Below are 21128 nucleotides of genomic sequence, written 5' to 3'. Positions count from 1 at the left end.
GTGTTCAAGCCGTTCTGGTTGCCGTAGCCGGCTTGTATTTGCTGGCATCGGTGGTGAATTCGGCGTGGCCCAGCGTGCCGAGATAGCGCTTCAGTTTGCCGACAAGCAGCCGGTCCGCCAGCGTGTCGATAACGGGCAGCTGCCGCGCGAGGCGATGGGCATTGATCCCGGCCATGACCCGCGCACCGACCAGGCCCGCGCGGATGCGGTCGCCCGGTTCGATGTCCACGCCATACTCGCGCGCCCGCGCTTCCTTGCCGTCGCAGAAGTTCTCGAGAAAGTAGATCTTCGAAAAGCTGCGCTCGAACTGTTCGCGCAGCCGCCCTTGCGGGGTGCTCAGATCGCCGAGGTCCGCCGCCATCGTCGCACGCAGCAATTCGCCGCAGGTCGTATCGTCGAACCCGCGCCGCAGGGTGACCATGCGCGCGTTCCAGTTGTCGACGATGCCTTGCGGGGTGTCGGCCAGCAGGTCCTCGGGCAGCCCGAGCAGGAAGCAGCGATATCGGCTGAGCTCGACCTGCGCGCGCTCCTCGGCGTTGAAGCGGGTGCGCCGCTCGCCGAGCGCCTTGGTCGAAAGGAAGAAGTCGCTGATGAGGCCGGCGGGCATCTGGTCCACCTGCGGGATCGGGATGCCATAGACCGCCTGGTCCCAGCGCGCCCGGGAAAGCACGTTGAAGCGCACCATCGAATGCATCAGGCGTACCATCGCCGCCGCCTTGAAGCCGGGGCCGAAGCGTTCGAGCGCGCCGGGCAAGGTGCTGGTGCCGAAGAAGGTCGCGGTTTCCTTGATGCGCCGCGCGGCGGTGGCGTTTGACAGCGTACCGGTTAGCGCCATGGGCAGCGCGGCATACTTGTTCATGAAGGTTGCGACAAACCCGCCGCGGATCGCCCAGGGCGCGAAATGCGCCATGGCATTGCGCTGGAGCCGGGCCCCCTCCTCGACGAGCTTCATGTCGACCCAGGCCGGCCGCGCCTCCATCGCGCGGATGAAGCGGTGCAGTTCCTCCGGCGCGTCCGGCACCGCCTCGAGACCGGCGTCGCAGGCCTTGACCAGCATGTCGACCAGCGGGCGGAAACCGAGCTGCGGCATCAGCGCGGCATAGGGGTCCGCTACCGTATCGCCGAGCATGGTATAGGCTTCCATGCGCTCGATCAGCGCCGTGTTGGCCTGAAGCCGCGCCGCATCACGCGCCCAGCGCCCGCGCAGGTCGCTGGCCGCCGGATCGCCGCGCAGCAGCCGTTCGGGCACGAGCGCAAAGTCGATCGCGCCATACATCGCCGGATTGTCGGCCTTCTGGCTGTGGATCTTCTGCTGCAACGGAGACAGGGCAGACATGAACGTTCCTTGCGGGCTTCGCGCTGGAATCGGTGTTCCAGATTGCGCAGGGTGAGGCAAGCGGGGCCAAAGGGCCACCGGCTTACCCCTCGTCCGCGCCGCCCTTGGCCAGCTGGCGGCTGTAGAGCCAGCCGATCCCGATCAGGCTGAAGCCCAGCGCGACGAACGAGCCGATCCGCAGCAGGCCTTCCAGCCCCGAGGCATCGAACAGAAACACCTTGCCCACAGCGCCGAGCATCAGCACCAGTGAGGCGATCCGCCAATCATGACGCGCCTGGCGGATGCCCCACAACAGGAAGCCGATCGCCAGCACGAGCAGGAGCAGAGAGCGCAGGATGTTCTCCGCCGGCAGCACGCCGGGTTCGATCAGGAGGCTGCCGTGGAAAGCCTGGCGCAGCGTCGCCCAGCCGAACAGGCCAACCGACCCCATCCACGCGAACTGGCAGATCCGTTCGAATGCGGCGGGTCGCTGGGGCCAGGCCCGTGCGAACAGCGCAAGACCAAGCGGCACCATCACAAAGGCAGGCGCGAGCAGGTTGACGAGCGGCCATGCGCCGACTGCTTGCGCGCTCCACAGGGGGTCATGCAGAACGTCCGTGTAGACCAGCGCATGGACTGTACCAGCGAGCAGAAGGGCGCGCGCAAAGTCCAGTCGCGCCCGTTGCAGCATGGCCCAGCCTGCAGCCAGCAGCAGCCCTTCCCAGAGGGCGCGCTGGGCCAGTCCGGTCGCGGTGAAATCCGCGCCGAACACGTTGGCAAAGCCGAGCCGGTAAAGCACATGAACCGCGATCCCGCCGACCAGTCCGCTGCCGATCAGCCCGGCCCGTACCGCGGACGGACCAAGGCGGCCACGCTGCAACCACAGCGCACTGCCGAGCGCCAGCGCAGGCACGAGAAGGCGCCGCAGCACCGGCCCCGGTGCGAGCATCGGATCATCGATCAGCATCGGCAGGCCGGAAATCGATTCGAGCCCCTTCATGCCCCAGATCGCCATGGGCCATGCTGCCCAGCCGAGGCTGAGCGCGGCAAAGGTGGCGGCGGGGCTGAGCAGCCGCGCTGCTGGCACCCTTTGCATCGCCAGCAGCAGTCCGGCCCCGGCGAAGGCGGGGACCAGCACCAGCGCACTGGCGGGCAGGACTTGCGCCGCAAGGCCGTAGCCGAGCAGCGCCGCCAGAGCCTGCGCCGCGCGCTGCAGCGAGGCCCCGCGCAAACGCAGCGCGAAGGCAAGCACGAGGAGCGCGAGGCCGCCCCAACGCAGCAGCGATTGCGCGGGTGCCAGGCCATCTGCGCCTTGCAGCAGGCGGGGCAGTTCCGCACCGGCCGGCGATGTGGCCAGCAGCGCGGGCAGGCTGGCAAGGCTCATCACCGCCGCGACGGGTTCGACCCAGCGATCGCGCGCGATCTGGCCGAACTGCAGTAGACCGAGGCCGAGCGCGGCAAGGACCAGCGGCGCGGCCCAGTGCGGCGCCAGCAGCAGGCCTGCCACGGCCAGCAGCAGCCCCATGACCGCGGTCAGCCCGGCAAAGCGCAGGTCCTCCGCCCGCTCCTTCTTGCGCCAGCCAAGGCCAAGCGCTGCGGCAGGCAGCAGCGCCGCGCCGATCGTGATCCCGGCCAGCGCCGCATCGGCCAGCAAGGGGAAATGCAGCCACACGAGCGCGGGCGCCGCCAGGGCGAGAGCGGAAAGCTCGATCGCGGATTTGTAATCGCCGGCGGTCTGCCACAGCCGCGCCAGTAGCGGGCCAGCGTGGATCACGGCGAGCGCGAGGCCGATCGAGGCAAACCAGCCCACCGACGGGGCGGGCCACAAGGCCAGCAGCAGCACCGACAGGCCAAGGCTGATCGGGGGCACCATGGCAAAGCCACGGTCGCGCCAGGCGAGCACTTGCCCGGCGGCCGCGATCAGGATGAACAGGCCCCAATGCAGCGGCACGAAACCGCCAATCGCGACAAGGATCGCCAGTTGCAGCGCGCCCACCCCGGCCGAGGCGCTGCGCAGCAACGCGCGGCGCGGTCCGTCGAGCGTCAGCGCCGGGAGGGCAAGCGCAAGCACGAGCACAAGACCGCCGGTTGAAAGCGCGGAGAGCGCATCGAGCGCGCCGGCGCCGAGCACCAGCCATAGGCTCCAGCTCGCCCCGCCGAGGAGCGCGGCCAGCGCGAGCCACGGCCAGCGCCGCATTCGCGAGACCCCGACGAGTCCGCCCACCGTCAGCGCAAGATCGATGGTGAGCAGCGGCACATTGGGATCGCCCGCGCCGAGCAGCGTCGGCGCCACCAGCCCGCCGATGAGGCCGAGCACCGCGCTCGGCGCACCGAAGCGCAGCGACAGCGCCAGTGCGACGGCGGTGGTCAAGGCAAGGCCGAGGAATCCGGTCGCCGGGCCGATCAGATGATAGACGCTCGCCGCGACGAGCACGCTGGCATAGAGCGTGGCGAGCCCCGCGCCAGAAAGCGCCTGCGGCACACGGCTGTCGCGCACCCGATCCTCATTGCGCCAGGCAAGTTCCGCCCCGGCGATCAGCCCGGTGCCGAAGAGCAACCCGGCGATCACCTGCACGCCGTGGGTGAAGATGCGCGCAAAGAAGCCGGCGTCGATGGCATATTTGACGATGAACACACCGGCGATGGCGAGCGTTATGCCGCCGGCCCAGATCGGCAGTTGCTTGCCGAAGAGCACTTCGAAACGCGTGGCAAGGCTGACAGCGGGTTCTGGTTCGAGTTCCGGCGCAGAGCGTGCAACGGGAGCCGGGGCCGGGGCGGCATGGGCGGCCGTAGCCGGCTCACGAGGTGTCGGAGCAGGCTCGAGCTTTGGTTCCGGCGCTGGCGCCGGAGCCGACGCCACAGGGGGAGTAGGCGGCGGAGCCTCCGGCGCGGCGGCGGGGCGCCAAGCAGCCGGATCGACCACTTCGCCGGGCTTTGGCGGCAGAAGTCCGGCATGGCGCTGCAACGCACCGATCCGCTTGGCCGCCTCCAGCAGAGTCTCCTCGGCCCGCCTTAGTTGGCGGCGCGTATCGGCAAGCTGCAGGGCCAGGGCGGCGATGGCGATATAGGCGATGAATGTGAACACCCGGACGAATCCCCCATGTGACGCTTACGGCCTAACGCTAAAATGATCACTGTTCAATAAAAATAATAGACAGTGTTCAATTTCCACTCTATGCCCGCCCTCAACCGCAGAGTGCCCATACGCACCGGCATCGCACAAGAAGGAAGGCAGGAGATGGGGCGCCGGTCCGATCACAGCCGCGCGGAGCTGCGCGAGATCATCATCGCCGAAGGCCACCGGCAGATGGAAAACGTCGGCTTCGCGCATTTCTCCGCGCGCGAGGTGGCCAAGCGGATCGGCTATTCGATCGGTACGATCTACAACGTGTTCGGTAGTTACGACGAGCTGATCTCCGCGATCAACGGCCGCACGCTCGACCTGTGGCGCGACTATCTGGAAAGCAGGCTCGAAGGCGCTGGGGGCGACCGCCTCAAGCTGGCTGTGGATGCCTATTTCGAGTTCGCTGTGGTCCACCGCCACGCCTGGGCCGCGCTCTACGACTTTCGCCTGCCCGACGATATCGCGCCGCCCGAGGACTATCTGGAGAAGGTCACCGCGATCGTCCGCATCGTGACGCGCGAGGTAGCCCGCGCCCTGCCCGAAGCGCGCACGGCAGAAGCCGAACCGCTCGCCCGCTCGCTGCTGGCCACGGTGCACGGCCACTGCTTCTTCACCCTCAACGGCACGTTCCGCATTCTGGGTGAACGCGACCCTCTTAGCGCGGCGCTTGAACGGGTGTCCGATGCGCTGGCGCGTCGGACCTGAGGCGGCGGCTCGCGGTTTGCGGCTACCGATATTGATGGACTTTTTGCGTCCAGCACCGGGATGCCATCCATCAATGGTCCCGGATGCGGACGGATCGACCACGCACCGACGTGGAAAAGTATATCAGGAAAAATGCTGGAAAACAGCCATTTACCGGACGCCATTGGACGTCTTCAAATGGTGAAATGGAGGCCCGAGCCGGAATCGAACCGGCGTAAACGGATTTGCAGTCCGGTGCGTAACCACTCCGCCATCGGGCCCCGATGCGCATCAGCGTGGAACGGGGCGGTTAGCCGAGCGCCGGGCCGCCCGCAACGGGATTCTTTCCCTGCGGCGCCGCTGGCCTGCTCAGGGGTCGATGAAATCGGCGGCGCGCTTTTCCATGCCCGCCTTCACCGCCTCGACCTGGTTGCGCGAATACATCAGTTCGTGCTGCACTTTGCTTTCGGCCATGAGGATCTGGTCCTCGTCCATGTGCGCGGTGCGGTTGGAGAGAAGCTTGGCGCCGCGCACGGCGGTCGGGCTCTTGCCGGCGATCTCTTGCGCCAGCGCCATTGCCCTGCCCAACGGATCGGCATCGACATGTGTTGCAAAGCCGAAGCCGACCGCTTCCTCGCCCGAGAATTCGCGGTGGGTATAGCTGAGCTCGCGCAGCACATCGTCGCGCACATTGCCGCGCCACAGGGCATAGCCGGCCATGTCTGGCACCAGGCCCCACTTCACTTCCATCACGGCCAGCCGCGCATCGGGGGCAATGAAGCGGATGTCCGCGCCGCTTGCCACCTGCAGCCCGCCGCCGAAGCACACCCCGTGCACCGCCGCGATCACCGGCATGGGCAGGTTCCGCCAGACCATCGCGGCATATTGCGCGCGATTGGCATTGCCGTGCGTGCGGTCGACGAGGCTGCCGCCTTCCCAGCGGTCGGTGCGCCCCATGCTCGAAAGATCGAGCCCCGCGCAGAACGAACGCCCCGCGCCCGAAAGCACGACCGTGCGCACGCCCTTGGCCTGGTGCAAGTGGCTGCCGGCGGCGATGATCCCATCGAACATGGCATCATCGAGCGCATTCATCTTGTCAGCCCGGTCGAGCAGGACATGGGCGACGTGATCTGCGATGGTCACACTGACGCGGTCGTGGAATTTCATCGGTCTGTCCTGCTCCCAAAGGTCATGCCGCGCTGGCGTTGACGCCCATGCTGGAAAGATAGCGGCGGATATTGCGCGCGGCCTGGCGCAGGCGCTGCTCGTTCTCGACCATGGCGATGCGCACGTAGCCCTCGCCGTCCTCGCCATAGCCGACACCGGGCGCGACCGCGACCTCGGCGTGGGTAAGGAGTTGCTTCGAGAATTCGAGGCTGCCCATCTCGCGCAGCGCCGGCGGCAGCGGGGCCCATGCGAACATCGAAGCGCGTGGGGAAGGTATCTCCCACCCGGCGCGGCCAAAGGCTTCAACCATCACGTCGCGGCGCTTCTGGTAGAGCAGGCGGTTCGACTCGACGATGTCCTGCGGGCCATTGAGCGCGGCGCAGGTCGCGGCCTGGATCGGCGTGAAGGCGCCGTAATCGAGGTAGGACTTCACGCGGGTGAGCGCGGCAATGAGCTGCTTGTTGCCCACCGCAAAGCCCACGCGCCAGCCGGCCATCGAGAAGGTTTTCGACATCGAGGTGAACTCGACCGCAACATCCTTCGCGCCCGGCACCTCGAGGATCGAGCGCGTCGGGTTGCCGTCGAAATAGAGTTCCGAATAGGCAAGGTCCGAAAGCACCCAGACCTTGTTCTCGCGCGCCCAGGCGACGAGGCGCTCGTAGAAGGGAAGATCGACAGTCTCGGCCGTGGGGTTCGAAGGGTAGTTGACGATCACCACCGAGGGGCGCGGCACGCTGTAGCGCATCGCGCGGTCAAGCGATTCCCAGTAGCGCTCATCGGGCGTGGTCGGCACCGAGCGGATCGTGGCGCCAGCGATGATGAAGCCGAAGGTGTGGATCGGGTAGCTGGGATTGGGCGCGAGCACGACATCGCCCGGCGCGGTGATCGCGGTGGCAAGGCTGGCGAGCCCTTCCTTCGAGCCCATGGTCATCACGACCTCGGTCTCGGGATCAAGCTCCACGTTGAAGCGGCGCGCGTAGTAATTCGCCTGCGCCTTGCGCACGCCTGGGATACCCTTGGACGCGGAGTAGCCATGCGCATCAGGCTTCATCGCCACTTCGCACAGCTTTTCGATCACGTGCGGCGGCGGCGGCAGATCGGGGTTGCCCATGCCGAGATCGATGATGTCCTGCCCGCGGGCGCGCGCGGCGGCCCGCATCGCGTTCACTTCGGCGATGACATAGGGCGGCAGGCGCTTCATGCGGTAGAATTCTTCGGTCACGACAGGGTTACTCACTCCATTGGCCCGGCAAAAGCACCGCGCCATCCGGCCCCTTACGACAATCGCCCGTTCATGGGAACCGGAAGGGCTCACAAGCGGCGCGATCGGCGCTATAGGGGCATTCACGCGCAAAGGGATACGAGAGCACCATGGCCGAACCCGCAAGCCCTACCCAGACGCCAGACAGCCCGCTCGACGGGGCGGTCATCGAGGATCTGATGCGCCAGCAGGGCGAGGCGGTGCAGGCGCTGTTCGCTCCGTTCCTGCCGACCGCCGCAACTCCGCCGCCCGACCCGGCCGATCTCCAGCATTGGGCAATGTCGGCGGCGAAGCTGCAGAAGATGTGGCTCGATTACGGGGCCGAGCAAGCCGGACAAGTCGAACCCGTGCTCGCCCGCATGGCCGATCTGGCCCGCTGGACATCGCTGTTCGGCGACTGGTATGCCGCGCTGCCGCTCTCGCAGGCTGAAACGCAGGCGAAGCTTTGGGAAGACGGGCTCGAGCTCTGGACCACGGTGCTGGGCCGCTACGGCATGGGCCCGGCAGCCAAGGCCGCCGATCCGGCGGAGCTGCCGCGCAAGGACCGCCGCTTTGCCGATCCGCGCTGGGCCGAGCAGCCCTGGTTCGCGCTGGTCCATCAGACCTACCTCTTGCTCTCCGAGCGGCTCACCGCGATGGCCGCGGAGGTCAAGGGTCTGCCGGCCGAGCGCCAGCAACAAGTGCAGTTCTTCACCAAGATGGTGGTCGATGCGCTGAGCCCGGCCAACTTCCCGATGACCAACCCGGTGGTAATCGAGCGCACGCTGGAAAGCCGCGGCGAAAACCTCGTCAAAGGCGCCGAGCACCTGCTGGCAGACTTGCGCAAGGGTCAGCTCACCCACACCGACCCCGAGGCCTTCGAGCTGGGCCGCAATATCGCGGTGACCCCGGGCAAAGTGGTCTACGAAACCCCGCTCTACCAGCTGATCCAGTACAGCCCGGCGACCGAGGATGTGCTCGCAGTGCCGCTGCTGATCTTCCCGCCGTGGATCAACCGCTTCTACATCCTCGATCTCAACCCCAAGAAAAGCTTCATCCGCTGGGCGGTCGAGCAGGGTGTCACTGTCTTTGTCGTCTCCTGGAAATCGGCCGATGCCTCGATGGCCGACATCGTCTGGGACGACTACGTACTGGCTCAGGTCGAGGCGATCGATCTGGTGCGCGAGCGGCTCGGCGTGCCGCAGACCCATACGATCGGCTACTGCGTGGCCGGCACCACGCTGGCGGCAACGCTGGCGCTGATGGCGCGGCGCGGGGAGGCGGACAAGGTACGCTCCGCCACCTTCTTCACCGCGCAGGTCGATTTCGAGAAGGCGGGCGACCTCAAGACCTTCATCGACGACAGCCAGATCAAGCTGCTCGAAAGCATGGTGACCGACGGCTACCTCGACGGGCGCTACATGGCGGCCACCTTCAATCTGTTGCGCGGGCCGGATCTGATCTGGAACTACGTCGTCAGCAACTACCTGCTTGGCGAGGACTATCCCGCCTTCGACCTGCTGCACTGGAACGGCGACACGACCAACCTGCCCGCCAAGTGGCACAAGGCCTATCTGGAGGACCTCTACCGCGACAACCGGCTGGTCATGCCCGATTCGCTGGAGATCGACGGCACCCCGATCGACCTCCATCTTGTTGCCACCCCCTGCTACATCCAGGCGGGGCGCGAGGATCACATCGCGCCGGCGGAAAGCGTCTGGAAACTCACCCGGCTGCTCTCGGGCCCCTGGCGCTTCGTGCTTGCGGGGTCGGGCCATATTGCGGGGGTGGTCAATCCGCCGGACGCGGGCAAGTACCAGTACTGGCGCAACGACGGCCCGGCCACCACGCTCAGCGAATTTGTCGCCGGGGCGCGCGAAACCAAGGGTAGCTGGTGGCCGGACTGGATCGAGTGGATCCGCATGCAGGACAGCACGACCATCCCCGCCAAGGGCAAACGCGTACCCGGAGGGCGCGGCGACCCGGTGATCGAGGACGCGCCGGGCCGTTATGTGAAGACCCGCTGAACCGGGCCCTGCCGGCACCGCGATGCCCCCGGACTTTCGGGCACTTTTGTTTGATGGTGCACTGCACAATAAAACTTGACCTCGCGCCTGCAGATGCCTATTTTGTGCACTGCAGCACGGTCCTCTACTGATCCAAACTCTTGGATTGTGTGGATGGGGCGTGCCCGGCGCAGGAGCAGTCAGACCATGGAAGACGAAGTCAAGGACATCGCACCCGCAGCAAGCGCGGCGCCGATCGCCGAGGCGGCGGTCCACCCGGCCGAGCCGCTCGGGCAGCCGGAAGTCGTGGAAGTGGTGGCCGCACCGGTTGCTGAAGCCACGCCCAAGGCCAAGCCCGGCCGTCCCCGCAAGGTGACAGCGCCTGCCGTTGCAGCGGCTCCGGCTCCCACGCCGGTCCGCAAGGTCAAGGCTCCGGTTGCAAAGCCGGCGCCCAAGCCCGTCGCCACGGCGATCACCCCCGTTACCAAGACCAAGACCACGACCGCCTCCTCGAAGAGTGCGGCCCCCAAGCAGAAGGATTTTAGCATCATGACCACCACCACCACCGAAATGACCGAGACCATCCAGACCGCAATGAAGGACGCTGCCGACAAGGCGAAGGCCGCGCTCGAAAAGAGCCAGGCCGCGCTGGGCGACATGGGCGCCTTCACCAAGGGCAACGTCGAGGCCGTGGTCGAATCGACCAAGATCCTCGCCAGCGGCCTGCAGGAAATGGGCAAGAGCTATGTCGCCGAGAGCAAGTCGGTTGTCGAAACGATGACTGCCGAGATCAAGGAACTGGCCGCCGTGAAGTCGCCGACCGAGTTCTTCGAAAAGCAGAACGCGATGATGCGCAAGCAGTTCGACGCCGCGATGGCCGCGACCTCGAAGAACAGCGAAGCCATGCTCAAGCTCGCCAGCGAGGCTTTCCAGCCGATCTCGAACCGCGTCAGCCTCGCGGTTGAAAAGATCAAGCACGCCGCCTGATCGGCGCGGTTTGCCCACGCCGCGGCGCGGGCAGACACTAGACGGACTGCGGGCCGGTCGGGTTTAACCCCGCCCGGCCCGTTTCCGTTTCTGCAAGCATTTGCGCTGAGAAGCGGTCGCCTCAGCCGGACTTTGGGGCCAAGTTTGCACCCCCCTCTTGTACGCGGGTCGGTGCGATGCGATATTCAGGACACGCCATGGTTCAGAAATCCGATCCCAGCGCCTCAGAGGGCCCTGCCGCATTTGCGATGTCTACGCTCTCCTGCGCCGTGCGCCCGGTCCGCGCGGCAGGGGATGACGAGCCCAAGGGTCCGGGCGGCGGAGACGACGACCAGGTCGGCATCGCCACCAAGACGCGCACCCGCCCCAAGAAGCCTAGCATGTTCAAGGTGCTTATGCTCAACGACGATTACACGCCGATGGAATTCGTCGTGATGGTCTTGAAGCGCTTTTTCCACATGGACCTCGAGCAGGCGACACGGGTCATGCTCCATGTCCACCAGAAGGGCGTCGGCGTCTGCGGGATCTTCCCTTACGAAATTGCCGAGACCAAGGTGAATCAGGTCATGGATTTCGCGCGGCAGAACCAGCACCCGCTGCAATGCACGCTCGAAAAGGCGTGATTCGCGCCTGCCCGCTTGCCCCGGCGTTTTCGGCTTCCGCCCGCCTGTGAACCGGGCTAACCGGAGGCACCATTCCGGTCCAGCGAGCCGCCCAGCCCTTGCCCTTCCTTAACGCCACCGACAGATACATCGCCAGGCTCGTGTTCGTGCCGATGTGCGCGGTCTTCGTGATCGCCGCGTCGCTGCTCGTGCTCGACAAGATGCTCAAGCTGTTCGATTTCGTGGCGACCGAAGGCGGCCCGGTCAGCGTCGTCTTCAAGATGCTGGCCAACCTCCTGCCCGAATATGCCAGCCTCGCGATTCCCCTGGGGCTGATGCTCGGCATCCTGCTTGCATTCCGGCGGCTGGCGACGTCGTCCGAACTCGATGTGATGCGCGCGGTGGGCCTCTCCTACACCCGCCTGCTGCGCATGCCCTATATCTTCACCGTGGTGCTTGCCGCGCTAAATCTGCTCATCGTCGGCTATCTCCAGCCCCTCTCGCGCTACTACTACGAGCAATTGCAGTTCGACTTGCGCTCGGGCGCGCTGGGTGCCTCGATCAAGGTGGGCGAGTTCAACACGCTGCAGGACCGCACCGCTCTGCGCGTCGACGCAAGCCGCGACGAGGGCCGCGATCTGCGCGGCATTTTCGCGCGCATCGCCTCGAAAGACGGTCAGGTCCTCGTCATCTCCGCGCGCGAGGGGCAGTTCTTTGCCAACAAGGAAAACCCCGATACGGTGATCCTGCGCCTCTCCGAAGGCCAGATCGTGCAGGACGGGCCGGGCATCAATTCGCCCCGCGTGCTGACTTTCGCGACGCACGACTTGCCGATCGACCTGCCCAAGATCGAGCAGTTCCGCAGCCGCGGCGAGCGTGACCGCGAGTATTTCCTCCCCGAACTCCTGCGCATCGGCTGGAGCAAGGATTCGACCCAGGCCGCCCGCTACCAGAGCATCGCCAGCCTCAACTACCGCCTAGTCGAAGTGGCGATGATGTTCCTGCTGCCGCTGCTCGCCGTCGCGCTTGCCGTGCCGCCCAAGCGCTCCAGTTCGGCGCTTGGCGTGTTCGTCTCGATCGTGATGGTGGTGGCCTATCACAAGGTCAACGAATACGGGCAGGACGTTTCCAGCCTTGGCCGCGTCGATCCCACGCTCGCGCTGTGGGGGCCTTTCGCGCTGTTTGCCGCGCTGATCGTGGCGATGTACTGGCGCCTTGCCTATGTGCCCGGCGGCCAGCCGATCGGCGCGCTGGAAACCGGCTTTGCCAAGCTTTCACGCAGCGTGATGAAGCTGTTCGCCACGCGCAAGCCGCGCCTTGCCGGTCCCTCGGCGGAGGCCAGCGATGCAGTTTGAGTTCTTCCCCTCGCGCACTGTCACGCTCTACATCGCCCGCTTGTTCGCGGTGCGGATCATCGCCGTGCTGCTCATGCTGGTGCTCGTGCTGCAGATGCTCGATCTGCTTAGCGAAAGCGGCCGCATCCTCGCCGCCCCCGGCAACGGGCAGGGCGAACTCCTGACTTATGCAGGCCTGCGCATACCCCAGCTGATCAGCCGCTTCCTGCCCTATTCGGTATTGCTCGCCACGATCATCACGCTGATGACGCTCAACCAGAACAGCGAGGTTATCGCGCTCAAGGCCGCCGGGCTTTCCGCGCATCAGGTGCTGGCGCCGCTGTTCCTCGTTGCCGCGATCACTTCGCTCGTCACCTTCGCGTTCAACGAGCGCGTCGTCGTGCGCTCGTCCGCCACGCTCAAGGCCTGGCAGGCGGTGGACTACGGCGCGATCCCGCGCGACAGCGCGGTGAAGACCAATGTCTGGCTGCAGGACGGGACCAATATCCTCTTCGCCCGCTCGGTCGAGGGCCTGGGCATGGCCACGCGCATGCGCGATGTCAGCTGGTATCGCCGCGATGCCGGCGGCATGGTGATCGAGATCGTGCGCTCGCCCGAAGCGCGGTACGCGAAGCCCGGCTGGCATTTCACCAGCCCTTCCGGCTTTGACGTGCAGAGCGCGCGGCGCCTGACCTATCGCGCCGAGCAGGTCTTCGCCAAGGGAGTCGACCCCGCACAAGTGGTGATCCGCAAAGCCGATGCTGATGGGGAATCCATCGCCCGCCTCTCGCTATCGATCGACGCGATCCGCGGAGCCGGGTACCGCACCAGCGAGCTTGAGGGCAAATGGTGGCACAAGCTCTCTGGCCCGCTTTCCGCGCTGCTCATGCCGCTGCTCGGCGCGGTCGCCGCCTTCGGCCTCGCGCGCTCGGGCATGCTGTTTATCCGCGCGGTGATAGGGATGGCGCTCGGCTTTGCCTATTTCGTCGTCGACAATGCCGCGCTCGCGATGGGCAACTTCGGCGGCTACCCGCCGCTGCTCGCCGCCTGGGCACCGTTCTTCCTGTTCTTCCTCATCGGCGAGACGGTGCTCGTCAGGACAGAAGAGTAGCGGCGAGCGGATCACCGGCGCTGAGCGGCAGACGCAGTACCGGTCCCAGCCCCGCCTCGGCAGGCGGCATCCTTCCGGCGCGGATGTTTACCTGGATCGAGGGCAGGAGCAGCTTCGGGGGCGAGAGACCCGCATCGCGTGCCTGACGCTGAACGACAAAGGCTGCCTCATCGATGCCATCATGCGCGTGCACGTTGTCACGCCGCTGCGCGCCGACCGTGGTCTCCCACGCAAAGTCCGTCCGGCCCGGGCCCTTGTAGTCGTGACACAGGAACATCCGCGTCTCGACCGGCAGCGCGAGAAGGCGGCGGATCGAGCGGTAAAGCGCATGGGCATCGCCGCCGGGAAAGTCGGTCCGCGCGGTGCCGTAGTCGGGCATGAACAGCGTGTCTCCGACGAACACCGCATCCGCGATGCCGAAGCTGATGCAGGCCGCAGTGTGCCCCGGCGTGTGCATCACCGTGAAGGCAAGGTTGCCCAGCGGCAAGACATCGCCATCATGCAGCAGCCGGTCGAAGTCCCCGCCATCCGGCAGCAAATCATGCGCCCCGAACATCGGCCTGAAGACGTCCTGTACTTTCGTGATGAAAGCTCCGATGCCGATCCACGCCCCGGTGCGCACGGCAATCAGCTTCGCTCCGCTGAGATGATCGGCATGGGCATGGGTTTCGAGCACCATCTCGATGCGCCAGCTGCGCTCCTCAGCCGCCGCCATGATGGCTTCGACCGAAGCCGAGCTGATCCGGGCTGATACGGCATCATAGTCCAGCACCGGGTCGATTACCGCCGCGCTGCCCGTTGCCGGGTCGGCCACGAGATAGCTCGCGGTCTGGGTCGGTTCATCGAAGAAGACAAGGATTTCAGGTGCATCGGGCATGTCGGGGGTCCTTTCATGGGTCTTTATATTAGTATTTGCTAAATTAGCAATCCCTGATATACAGGTCGGTATGACGATCCACCCTCCCCTCGACATAGCCGCGTTCGAGGCGAACGCCTCCACGGTAGCCGCGATCCTGCGCGAACTCGCCAATCCGCACCGGCTCATGGTGCTCTGCTCGCTCGCCGAGGCGGGCGAGATGAAGGTGGGGGACATCGCGCTGCGCGTCGGCCTCTCGCAATCCGCGCTCTCGCAGCACCTCGCCCGATTGCGCGAGGACGGGCTCGTCGCCTTCACGCGTGAGGCGCAGGTGTTGCGCTACCGCCTTGCCGATCCCCGGATCGAGGCCCTGCTCGCCACGCTCTACCAGCTCTATTGTGCAAAGGACTAACCTGATGACACTGCCCACCATCACCCCAGACGAGGCCCACCGCCTGATCACGGACGGCGCAAGGCTTGTCGATATCCGCAGCGCCGACGAACACGCCCGCGCCCGTATTCCGGGCGCCGAGAACCGCCCGATCAATGCGCTTGGCCGCGTCGGCGACGCTCCGGCCGTGGTCTATCACTGCCGCAGCGGCATGCGCACCGGCGCCAATGCGGCCCTGCTGGCCGCTGCCAGCGACTGCCCTGCCTACCTGCTCGAAGGCGGGCTCGATGCCTGGCGCGCAGCGGGACTGCCGGTGGCCGACAACAGCAAGGCCCCGCTCGAGATCATGCGCCAGGTGCAGATCACGGCCGGTGCGTTGGTCGTGATCGGCGTGGTCCTCGGCCTTGTGGTTCAGCCCGCTTTCCTGGGGCTCTCCGCATTTGTCGGCGCGGGCCTCCTCTTTGCCGGCAGCACCGGCTGGTGCGGCATGGCCAAGCTGCTGGCGATGATGCCCTGGAACCGGCGCGTGGCGACCTGAGCCCATGCAACTCGCCATGATCCTCGCGGCGCTGGGCAGTGGCGGGCTTATCGGCCTGATCCTTGCCGGGCTCGGCGCGGGGGGATCGATCCTGATGACTCCGTTGCTCGTCTACGGCGTGGGCGTCGGTTCGGCCCATGCAGCGGTCGGGACAAGCGCAGTGGCAGTCACGCTCAACGCGCTTGTCAGCCTTGCCGGCCATGCCCGCGCCGGCACGGTCAAGTGGCGCTGCGCCGGGGTCTTCGCGGTCTCGGGCGTCTTCGGTGCCGCGATCGGCGCGGAGGTGGGCAAGGCGCTCGACGGGCGCCGCCTACTGCTACTCTTCGGCCTCCTCATGATCGGCGTCGGCCTCTCCATGCTGCGCCCGCGCCGGGGCGAAGAGCACGCCGACGTCCGCCTCACCCGCACCAGCGCGGGGCAACTGCTCCCCCGGCTCATCCCCATAGGTTTTGGCACCGGGCTGCTGGCGGGTTTTTTCGGGATCGGCGGCGGATTCCTGATCGTGCCCGGCCTGATCGCGGCGACCGCAATGCCGATGCGCAATGCAACTGGCACCTCGCTGGTCGTTGTCGCCGCGCTAGGGGCCACGACCGCCACGTCCTATGCGTTCTCGGGTCTTGTGGCCTGGCCGCTGGTCGCGCTGCTCGTCATGGGCGGCCTTGGTGGTGCGGCGCTGGGCCTTGCCGGCGCGCGTTACCTCGCTGCCCGGCGCGGCATCGTCGAGCGCGGCTTTGCGGTGCTGGTGATCGCGGTAGGGATCTACGTGGCAGTGATGCGCTAGCGCGCAGTCATCGTGCTGCGCACCAGCCGCCCGAGCAGCGGGAACAGCCCGGCATAACTGGACCTTGCATAAGTGGAGCCCGCACCCAGTTCCGCGCTGAGCCGGCGGTGCGCCTCACCCAGCGCGTGATAGGGCACGCTCGGCAGCAAGTGATGCAACGCGTGGTAGCGCAGGCCGACCGGTGCCCACAGCACCGTCACCCAACCCGGCGGCGGCACGTTGACGGAATCGAGGTATTGCCCCGTCACCGTCATCGCCTCGCCTTCGTTCTCCCACAGATGCGCCACCAGCGTGCGTGCCTGATTGAGCACCGCGCCGAGCGCGATCACCGCAATGCCGATCAGCAGCGGGCGCCAGCCATGCGTCGCCGACCAGCCCAGCAGGAACCACGCCCAAGCAGCTGCGCCTGCTTCCTGCCAGAACACCATCCGCGCGAAATCACCTTCGGGCGGGCGGCGGCTGAAGGCCGGGTTGATCGCCAGCGCAGAGGCCCGCGCCCAGACCAGGCGGCGCAGCGGCGGGAGTACCGCGCCCAGCGGCACCAGCACGGCGGAGCGCACCAGCAGCGCCACCGGCAGCAGCAGCGCGGTCAGCAGGAACACAGGCAGCGACCACGGCTTCATCAGCGCGAGCGGCAGGTATTCCGGATCTTCCACTGTGCCATAGCGCGTGCGCGCATGGTGCAGCGGGTGCACGCCTTCATACATGAACGAGGGCGTTAGCAGCGGAATGCCGACAAGCAGGTTCCAGCCAAGGCGGAAGCCCGGCAGCGCGTTCTTGTGGATATGCGACAGCTCGTGGATGAACAGCAGTGCGCGGTAGAGCGCGAGCGCCGAGATCAGGCCGAGCATAGCCGCCACCCAAACGTTTCCGGCCAGAATCGTCCCCGCCAAAGCGGCATAGCCGGTGAGCGCTGACGCCAGCATATCCGGCCAGAACACCGACGGCTTCGCCTCGCCCAGATCGCGCGTCAGCTCGACAGCGGCGCGCAGCATTGCCTTGTCATCCGGCGTGCGCGCCAGAATCGAGGCCTCTCCGGACGCTTCGCGCGCCATCTGCGGATCAGGCGCAGCGTCCGAATCGAGAGAGGGAGAGGCAAGCATCCGGTTATCCTGATTGACCCGAAGGCTTCTCTGCGCTGCGTCCGGCTTGACAATCCGGCACGGGCCAACGCAGGCAAGCCTTTCATCGTTTCGATTACTTACAAACAAAGGCAAGATCGTGGCCGGAACCCCAGACACTAGCGGCGAAGTAAGCATCACCCCGGTTTCCGGCAAGGCCGATCGCACTGCCTTTGTGGACCTGGCCTACCGCATCAACGCGGATGATCCGGCCTGGGTGCCGCCGCTGCGCATGGAGGCGGTCGAACTGATCACCCCGGGCAAGAACCCGTTCTTCGAGCACGCCGATGTGCAGCTGTTCCTCGCCCGCCGCGGCAGTGCGGTCGTCGGGCGCATTTCGGCACATATCGACCACCTCGCCACCGCGATGGATCCGGTGCAGGGCATGGGCCCGGGTGTCGGCAACTGGGGCCTGCTCGAAGCCGAGGACGAGGCGGTTGCCAAGGCGCTGATCACCCGCGCCGAGGACTGGCTGCGCGAGAAGGGCATGGACCGCGTGCTCGCCCCCATCTCGATGTCGATCTGGGAAGAGCCGGGCCAGCTCGTGCGCGGCTTCGAGCAATCGCCCACGGTGATGATGGGTCACCAGAGCAAGCGCTACCCCGCCTACATCGAGGCGCTGGGCTACACGCCCGCCAAGTCGCTGCTGACGTACGAACTTGATATCACAAAGGAGTTCCCACCTCTCATCCAGCGCATCGTCGCCTCGGGCGAGAAGAACCCGCGCATCCGCATTCGCGGGGTGGACAAGAGCAAGTTCGATGCCGAGGCCAAGCTGATCCTCGACATCCTCAATGACGCATGGTCGGACAACTGGGGCTTCGTTCCCTTCACCGACACCGAGATCGCCTATGCCGGCAAGAAGTTCAAACCGATCGTGCGCGAGGACCTGATCATGGTCGCCGAGTATGACGGCGAGCCGGTGGCCTTCATGATGACCCTGCCCGATCTCAACGAAGTGATCAAACCGATGGGCGGCTCGCTGTTTCCGTTTGGCTGGGCCAAGCTCCTCCTTTGGCTGCGCAATCCGCGCGTGCGCACGATGCGCGTACCCTTGATGGGCGTACGCAAGAAGCTGCAGGCCTCGCGCCTCGCCAGCCAGCTCGCTTTCATGATGATCGAATACATCCGCCGCAATTCGGTTACCCGCTATGGTTCGACGCGCGGCGAAATCGGCTGGATCCTCGATGACAACCAGGGGATGGTCGCCATCGCCGATGCCATCGATAGCACCGTCAACAAGGAATACGTAATCTACGGCAAGCCGCTCGCTACGTAAGGCGCACGTGCCCCGGGCGGCCTTGATCCCGCCACATCGGCGGGCCAGATAGCAAGGCATCATGGCCGACATGCCCGATCCCGAACTCGAAGCCCGTGCAGCGGTGCCCGCCCTTGTCGACGAGACCGGCGAATGGGCCGGCGATGCGCGCGCACGGCTGCAATCGGCGATCGTGCTGCTGCTCATGCTAGGCCTGTTCTTGGCGCTGCCATTTGTGCTCTCGATCGGCTCGGTGGTCTTCCTCCCGCCCGTTACCGCAGTCGTCATCACCATCATCCTTGCGCCGCTGGCCGACCGGTTGAGCCGCATTGGCCTGCCCGACATGCTTGCAGCCCTGATCGCGATCCTCACCATGGCCGGGGTGATCGTGCTGGCGCTCGCGCTGATCCTGCAGCCCGCGTTCGCCATGGTCGATCAGGTGCCGGACATGCTGAGCGTCGTCAGCCGCCGCTTTGCCGAGCTGCGCGGCAACCTTGCGTGGATCAACGATTTCAACCGCCAGCTGGCCCGCCTCATGGGCCACAGCCCGCGCGAGGTGGTCCTGGCCACGCCGTCGGTGATCGAGCAGGTCGCCTTCGCCACGCCGAGCGTGGTGCTGGAAGCGCTGTTGATCCTGCTGATGACTTTCTTCATGATCGATACGCGCATCCGCGTGCGCCGCCGCCTCACGCGCGATGGCGAAAGCGTCAACGCCTCGGTGCGCATCGCCCGCGTGATGCGCGATGTGCAGGACCGGGTGGCGGGCTATCTGCTCACTGTCGCGCTCATCAATCTCGGTGTCGGCGTGATCGTCGCCTGCGGGGCCTATGCCTTTGGCCTCAGCGCGCCGATCATGTGGGGCGGCCTCGCCTTCGTGTTCAATTTCCTGCCCTATCTCGGCCCGCTGGCGATGATGGCCCTGCTTGGGCTGGTCGGGCTTGGCACGGCCAGCTCGGTCGCGGTGGGGCTGGTGCCCATGCTGGCCTTCCTCGGGCTTCATGCGATCGAGGCAAACTTCGTGACGCCCGCCATTCTCGGCGCGCGCCTGACGGTGAGCCCGGTCTCGATCCTGCTCGCGATCAGCTACTTCTCGTGGATCTGGGGCGTGCCCGGCGCGCTGCTGTCGGTGCCGATCCTGCTGATCATCGAGGCGCTGCTCGACAATCTCGGCCGCCCCAACGTGATCGGTTTCCTGCTTGGCGAACCGTTGTTCCGGCCGGCCTCCGGGCTCAGTCGCTAGCTTCGTCGTCGAGACCTGGCATCGCATCGACCACCGTTGTCACCGCAACATCGAGCGTCACGTTGCCAAGCGTGCGCATGAGGTCGGGCAGCACTTCCACCGCCACAAGCAACGCGAGCGGCCCCACCGGCACACCCATCGCCAGCGCGATCGGCCCGCACGAGGTGACAAGGCTGATCGCGCCCGGCAGGCTCACGGCGCCGAAGCTCATCACCGAGGCGACCGCAAAGCCCGCCGCCATGTGCCAGCCATCGACCGGCACGCCCAGCCAGTGCGCAAGGTAGATCGCCACGGCGAAGTTCATCGCCGGACCAGTGCCGCGAAACAGCGCGACGGCGAGCGGCAGAGTGAACTCGGCGGCGCGGTCGCGCACGCCCAATTGGCGGCAGGCCCCCAGCATCGCCGGCAGCGAGGCGAGCGAGGACTGCGTGGACAAGGCGAGCGCCTGCGCCGGAATCACCGCGCGGGCAAAGGCTCCCAGTCGCTGGCGCCCAAAGATCACCGCGATCGGATAGGCCGCAAGAAACATGACCGTGCCGGTGAGCGTGACGATCAGCACATAATGCGCCAGCGCACCGATCGCGGCCGTGCCGGTCTTCGCCGCAACCGCCAGGCTGAGCGCAAAGACGCCGACCGGTGCGGTCCACAGGATCCAGCCGACGACAATCAGCGTTGCCCCGCCAATCGCCTCGAAGAAGGTCAGCAGGCTCTCACGGTGGCGCGTGCCGAGCCGCGCGGCAGCCACTGCGAAGATCGCCGTGAACAGTAGCAGCGGCAGGATCGCATCATTCGCAGCGGCCGAAAAGACATTGGCCGGCACGAACGAGGCGACGAAATCCCCTGCCCCCGGCAATGGTCCTGCAGCGTCGGCCTTGGTGGAATCCAACCCCGCGCGCAGTGCCGCGGCCGCGCCGGGCGGGCTCGGGATCAGCGCCAGCAAGGCAGGGGTTACCGCCCATGCCATGGCCGATCCGCCCGCAAGGATGAGATAGAACCAGCCGAGCGCGCGCCGCGCCATGGCTCCGGCGCGCGCGGCGGCCACGGTCTGCACCACACCCATGAACAGCAGCGAGACGACCAGCGGAATGATCGTGGCGCGAAGCGCGCGCAGCCACATGTCCCCCACCGGCTCGACCACTGCCAGCACCGGTGCCAGCGCGCCCGGCGCGCGCACCGCGAGCAGGAGACCCAGCCCGAGCCCGCAGACCAGCCCCACGAAAGTCCACAGTGTCGGCACGCGGGTAATCTCGGGCAGCGTGCTCGCTTGACGGGCATCACCCTCGGATGAAGGATCGTTAATCGCTTGGTTCATGGGTCGGTGACATTAAGCGTGTAGGGGCATAAGGCAATCCGCGCCGTCCGCCGCGGCAGAC

At 66.4% G+C, this 21128-nt stretch carries 18 protein-coding genes and 1 tRNA gene; 11 read left to right on the top strand and 8 right to left on the bottom strand.

What is annotated here, in order from left to right:
- Positions 1-4 precede the first annotated feature (4 nt).
- Together WCL10_RS11540 and WCL10_RS11535 are read right to left on the bottom strand one after the other, a co-directional pair.
- Entirely contained in the window at positions 5-1336 is a 1332-nt protein-coding gene (locus WCL10_RS11540; RefSeq protein ID WP_336895792.1) for an oxygenase MpaB family protein, read from the bottom strand.
- 82 nt (positions 1337-1418) lie between these two features.
- Entirely contained in the window at positions 1419-4400 is a 2982-nt protein-coding gene (locus WCL10_RS11535; RefSeq protein ID WP_336895791.1) for a DUF2339 domain-containing protein, read from the bottom strand.
- Positions 4401-4553: 153 nt separating this feature from the next.
- On the opposite strand from WCL10_RS11535, the gene WCL10_RS11530 reads away from it, so the two are divergent.
- On the top strand, positions 4554-5144 hold the full coding sequence (locus tag WCL10_RS11530) for a TetR/AcrR family transcriptional regulator (RefSeq protein ID WP_336895790.1): 591 nt from the start codon (positions 4554-4556) through the stop codon (positions 5142-5144).
- A gap of 186 nt (positions 5145-5330) precedes the next feature.
- Here the strand turns inward: WCL10_RS11530 and WCL10_RS11525 are convergent.
- From WCL10_RS11525 to WCL10_RS11515, 3 genes are all read right to left on the bottom strand, one after another.
- Positions 5331-5404: transfer RNA gene (locus WCL10_RS11525), tRNA-Cys, on the bottom strand.
- A gap of 88 nt (positions 5405-5492) precedes the next feature.
- On the bottom strand, positions 5493-6290 hold the full coding sequence (locus WCL10_RS11520; RefSeq protein ID WP_336895789.1) for a crotonase/enoyl-CoA hydratase family protein: 798 nt from the start codon (positions 6288-6290) through the stop codon (positions 5493-5495).
- A 22-nt stretch (positions 6291-6312) separates the two neighbouring features.
- The gene (locus tag WCL10_RS11515; protein WP_336895788.1) at positions 6313-7512 is read right to left on the bottom strand and encodes an LL-diaminopimelate aminotransferase; all 1200 of its coding nucleotides are present in this window, start codon (positions 7510-7512) and stop codon (positions 6313-6315) included.
- 149 nt (positions 7513-7661) lie between these two features.
- Between WCL10_RS11515 and phaC the strand changes: the two genes are divergently transcribed.
- From phaC to lptG, 5 genes are all read left to right on the top strand, one after another.
- On the top strand, positions 7662-9557 hold the full coding sequence (gene phaC, locus WCL10_RS11510; protein WP_336895787.1) for a class I poly(R)-hydroxyalkanoic acid synthase: 1896 nt from the start codon (positions 7662-7664) through the stop codon (positions 9555-9557).
- 186 nt (positions 9558-9743) lie between these two features.
- Entirely contained in the window at positions 9744-10523 is a 780-nt protein-coding gene (locus WCL10_RS11505) for a phasin family protein (protein ID WP_336895786.1), read from the top strand.
- 248 nt (positions 10524-10771) lie between these two features.
- A complete protein-coding gene (clpS, locus tag WCL10_RS11500) occupies positions 10772-11146 on the top strand; it encodes an ATP-dependent Clp protease adapter ClpS (protein WP_336895785.1) in 375 nt (124 codons plus the stop codon).
- A gap of 98 nt (positions 11147-11244) precedes the next feature.
- Positions 11245-12480, top strand: a complete 1236-nt coding sequence (gene lptF, locus WCL10_RS11495; RefSeq protein WP_336895784.1) for an LPS export ABC transporter permease LptF — start codon at positions 11245-11247, stop codon at positions 12478-12480.
- Positions 12470-13570 carry an LPS export ABC transporter permease LptG gene (gene lptG / locus WCL10_RS11490; protein ID WP_336895783.1) on the top strand — a complete coding sequence of 367 codons (1101 nt, stop codon included), beginning with the start codon at positions 12470-12472 and terminating at the stop codon, positions 13568-13570. The genes lptF and lptG overlap by 11 nt, the downstream gene beginning before the upstream one ends.
- On the opposite strand, the gene WCL10_RS11485 is transcribed toward lptG, so the two are convergent.
- Positions 13554-14447, bottom strand: a complete 894-nt coding sequence (locus WCL10_RS11485) for an MBL fold metallo-hydrolase (protein WP_336895782.1) — start codon at positions 14445-14447, stop codon at positions 13554-13556. The genes lptG and WCL10_RS11485 overlap by 17 nt on opposite strands.
- A 70-nt stretch (positions 14448-14517) precedes the next feature.
- Between WCL10_RS11485 and WCL10_RS11480 the strand changes: the two genes are divergently transcribed.
- From WCL10_RS11480 to WCL10_RS11470, 3 genes are read left to right on the top strand one after another with little or no spacing between them, the layout of a single operon-like run.
- Complete coding sequence (locus WCL10_RS11480) at positions 14518-14838, top strand: metalloregulator ArsR/SmtB family transcription factor (protein ID WP_336895781.1); 321 nt, start codon at positions 14518-14520, stop codon at positions 14836-14838.
- 4 nt (positions 14839-14842) lie between these two features.
- Positions 14843-15355, top strand: a complete 513-nt coding sequence (locus tag WCL10_RS11475; RefSeq protein WP_336895780.1) for a rhodanese family protein — start codon at positions 14843-14845, stop codon at positions 15353-15355.
- 4 nt (positions 15356-15359) lie between these two features.
- Entirely contained in the window at positions 15360-16136 is a 777-nt protein-coding gene (locus WCL10_RS11470) for a sulfite exporter TauE/SafE family protein (RefSeq protein WP_336895779.1), read from the top strand.
- Here the strand turns inward: WCL10_RS11470 and WCL10_RS11465 are convergent.
- Complete coding sequence (locus tag WCL10_RS11465) at positions 16133-17239, bottom strand: fatty acid desaturase (RefSeq protein ID WP_336895778.1); 1107 nt, start codon at positions 17237-17239, stop codon at positions 16133-16135. The two genes, WCL10_RS11470 and WCL10_RS11465, sit on opposite strands and share 4 nt — an antisense overlap.
- Before the next feature lie 118 nt (positions 17240-17357).
- Between WCL10_RS11465 and WCL10_RS11460 the strand changes: the two genes are divergently transcribed.
- Together WCL10_RS11460 and WCL10_RS11455 are read left to right on the top strand one after the other, a co-directional pair.
- Positions 17358-18536 (top strand): N-acetyltransferase, encoded by a 1179-nt coding sequence (locus WCL10_RS11460; protein WP_336895777.1) that lies wholly within the window; start codon positions 17358-17360, stop codon positions 18534-18536.
- Positions 18537-18597: 61 nt separating this feature from the next.
- Positions 18598-19755 carry an AI-2E family transporter gene (locus tag WCL10_RS11455; protein ID WP_336895776.1) on the top strand — a complete coding sequence of 386 codons (1158 nt, stop codon included), beginning with the start codon at positions 18598-18600 and terminating at the stop codon, positions 19753-19755.
- Here the strand turns inward: WCL10_RS11455 and WCL10_RS11450 are convergent.
- Positions 19745-21067 (bottom strand): cation:dicarboxylase symporter family transporter, encoded by a 1323-nt coding sequence (locus tag WCL10_RS11450; RefSeq protein ID WP_336895775.1) that lies wholly within the window; start codon positions 21065-21067, stop codon positions 19745-19747. The genes WCL10_RS11455 and WCL10_RS11450 overlap by 11 nt on opposite strands.
- Positions 21068-21128 lie beyond the last annotated feature (61 nt).

Source organism: Novosphingobium sp., from assembly GCF_037133355.1.
GTDB lineage: Bacteria > Pseudomonadota > Alphaproteobacteria > Sphingomonadales > Sphingomonadaceae > Novosphingobium.
Note: the sequence above shows the minus strand (reverse complement) of the source record. Positions and strands in the feature narration are given on the sequence as shown.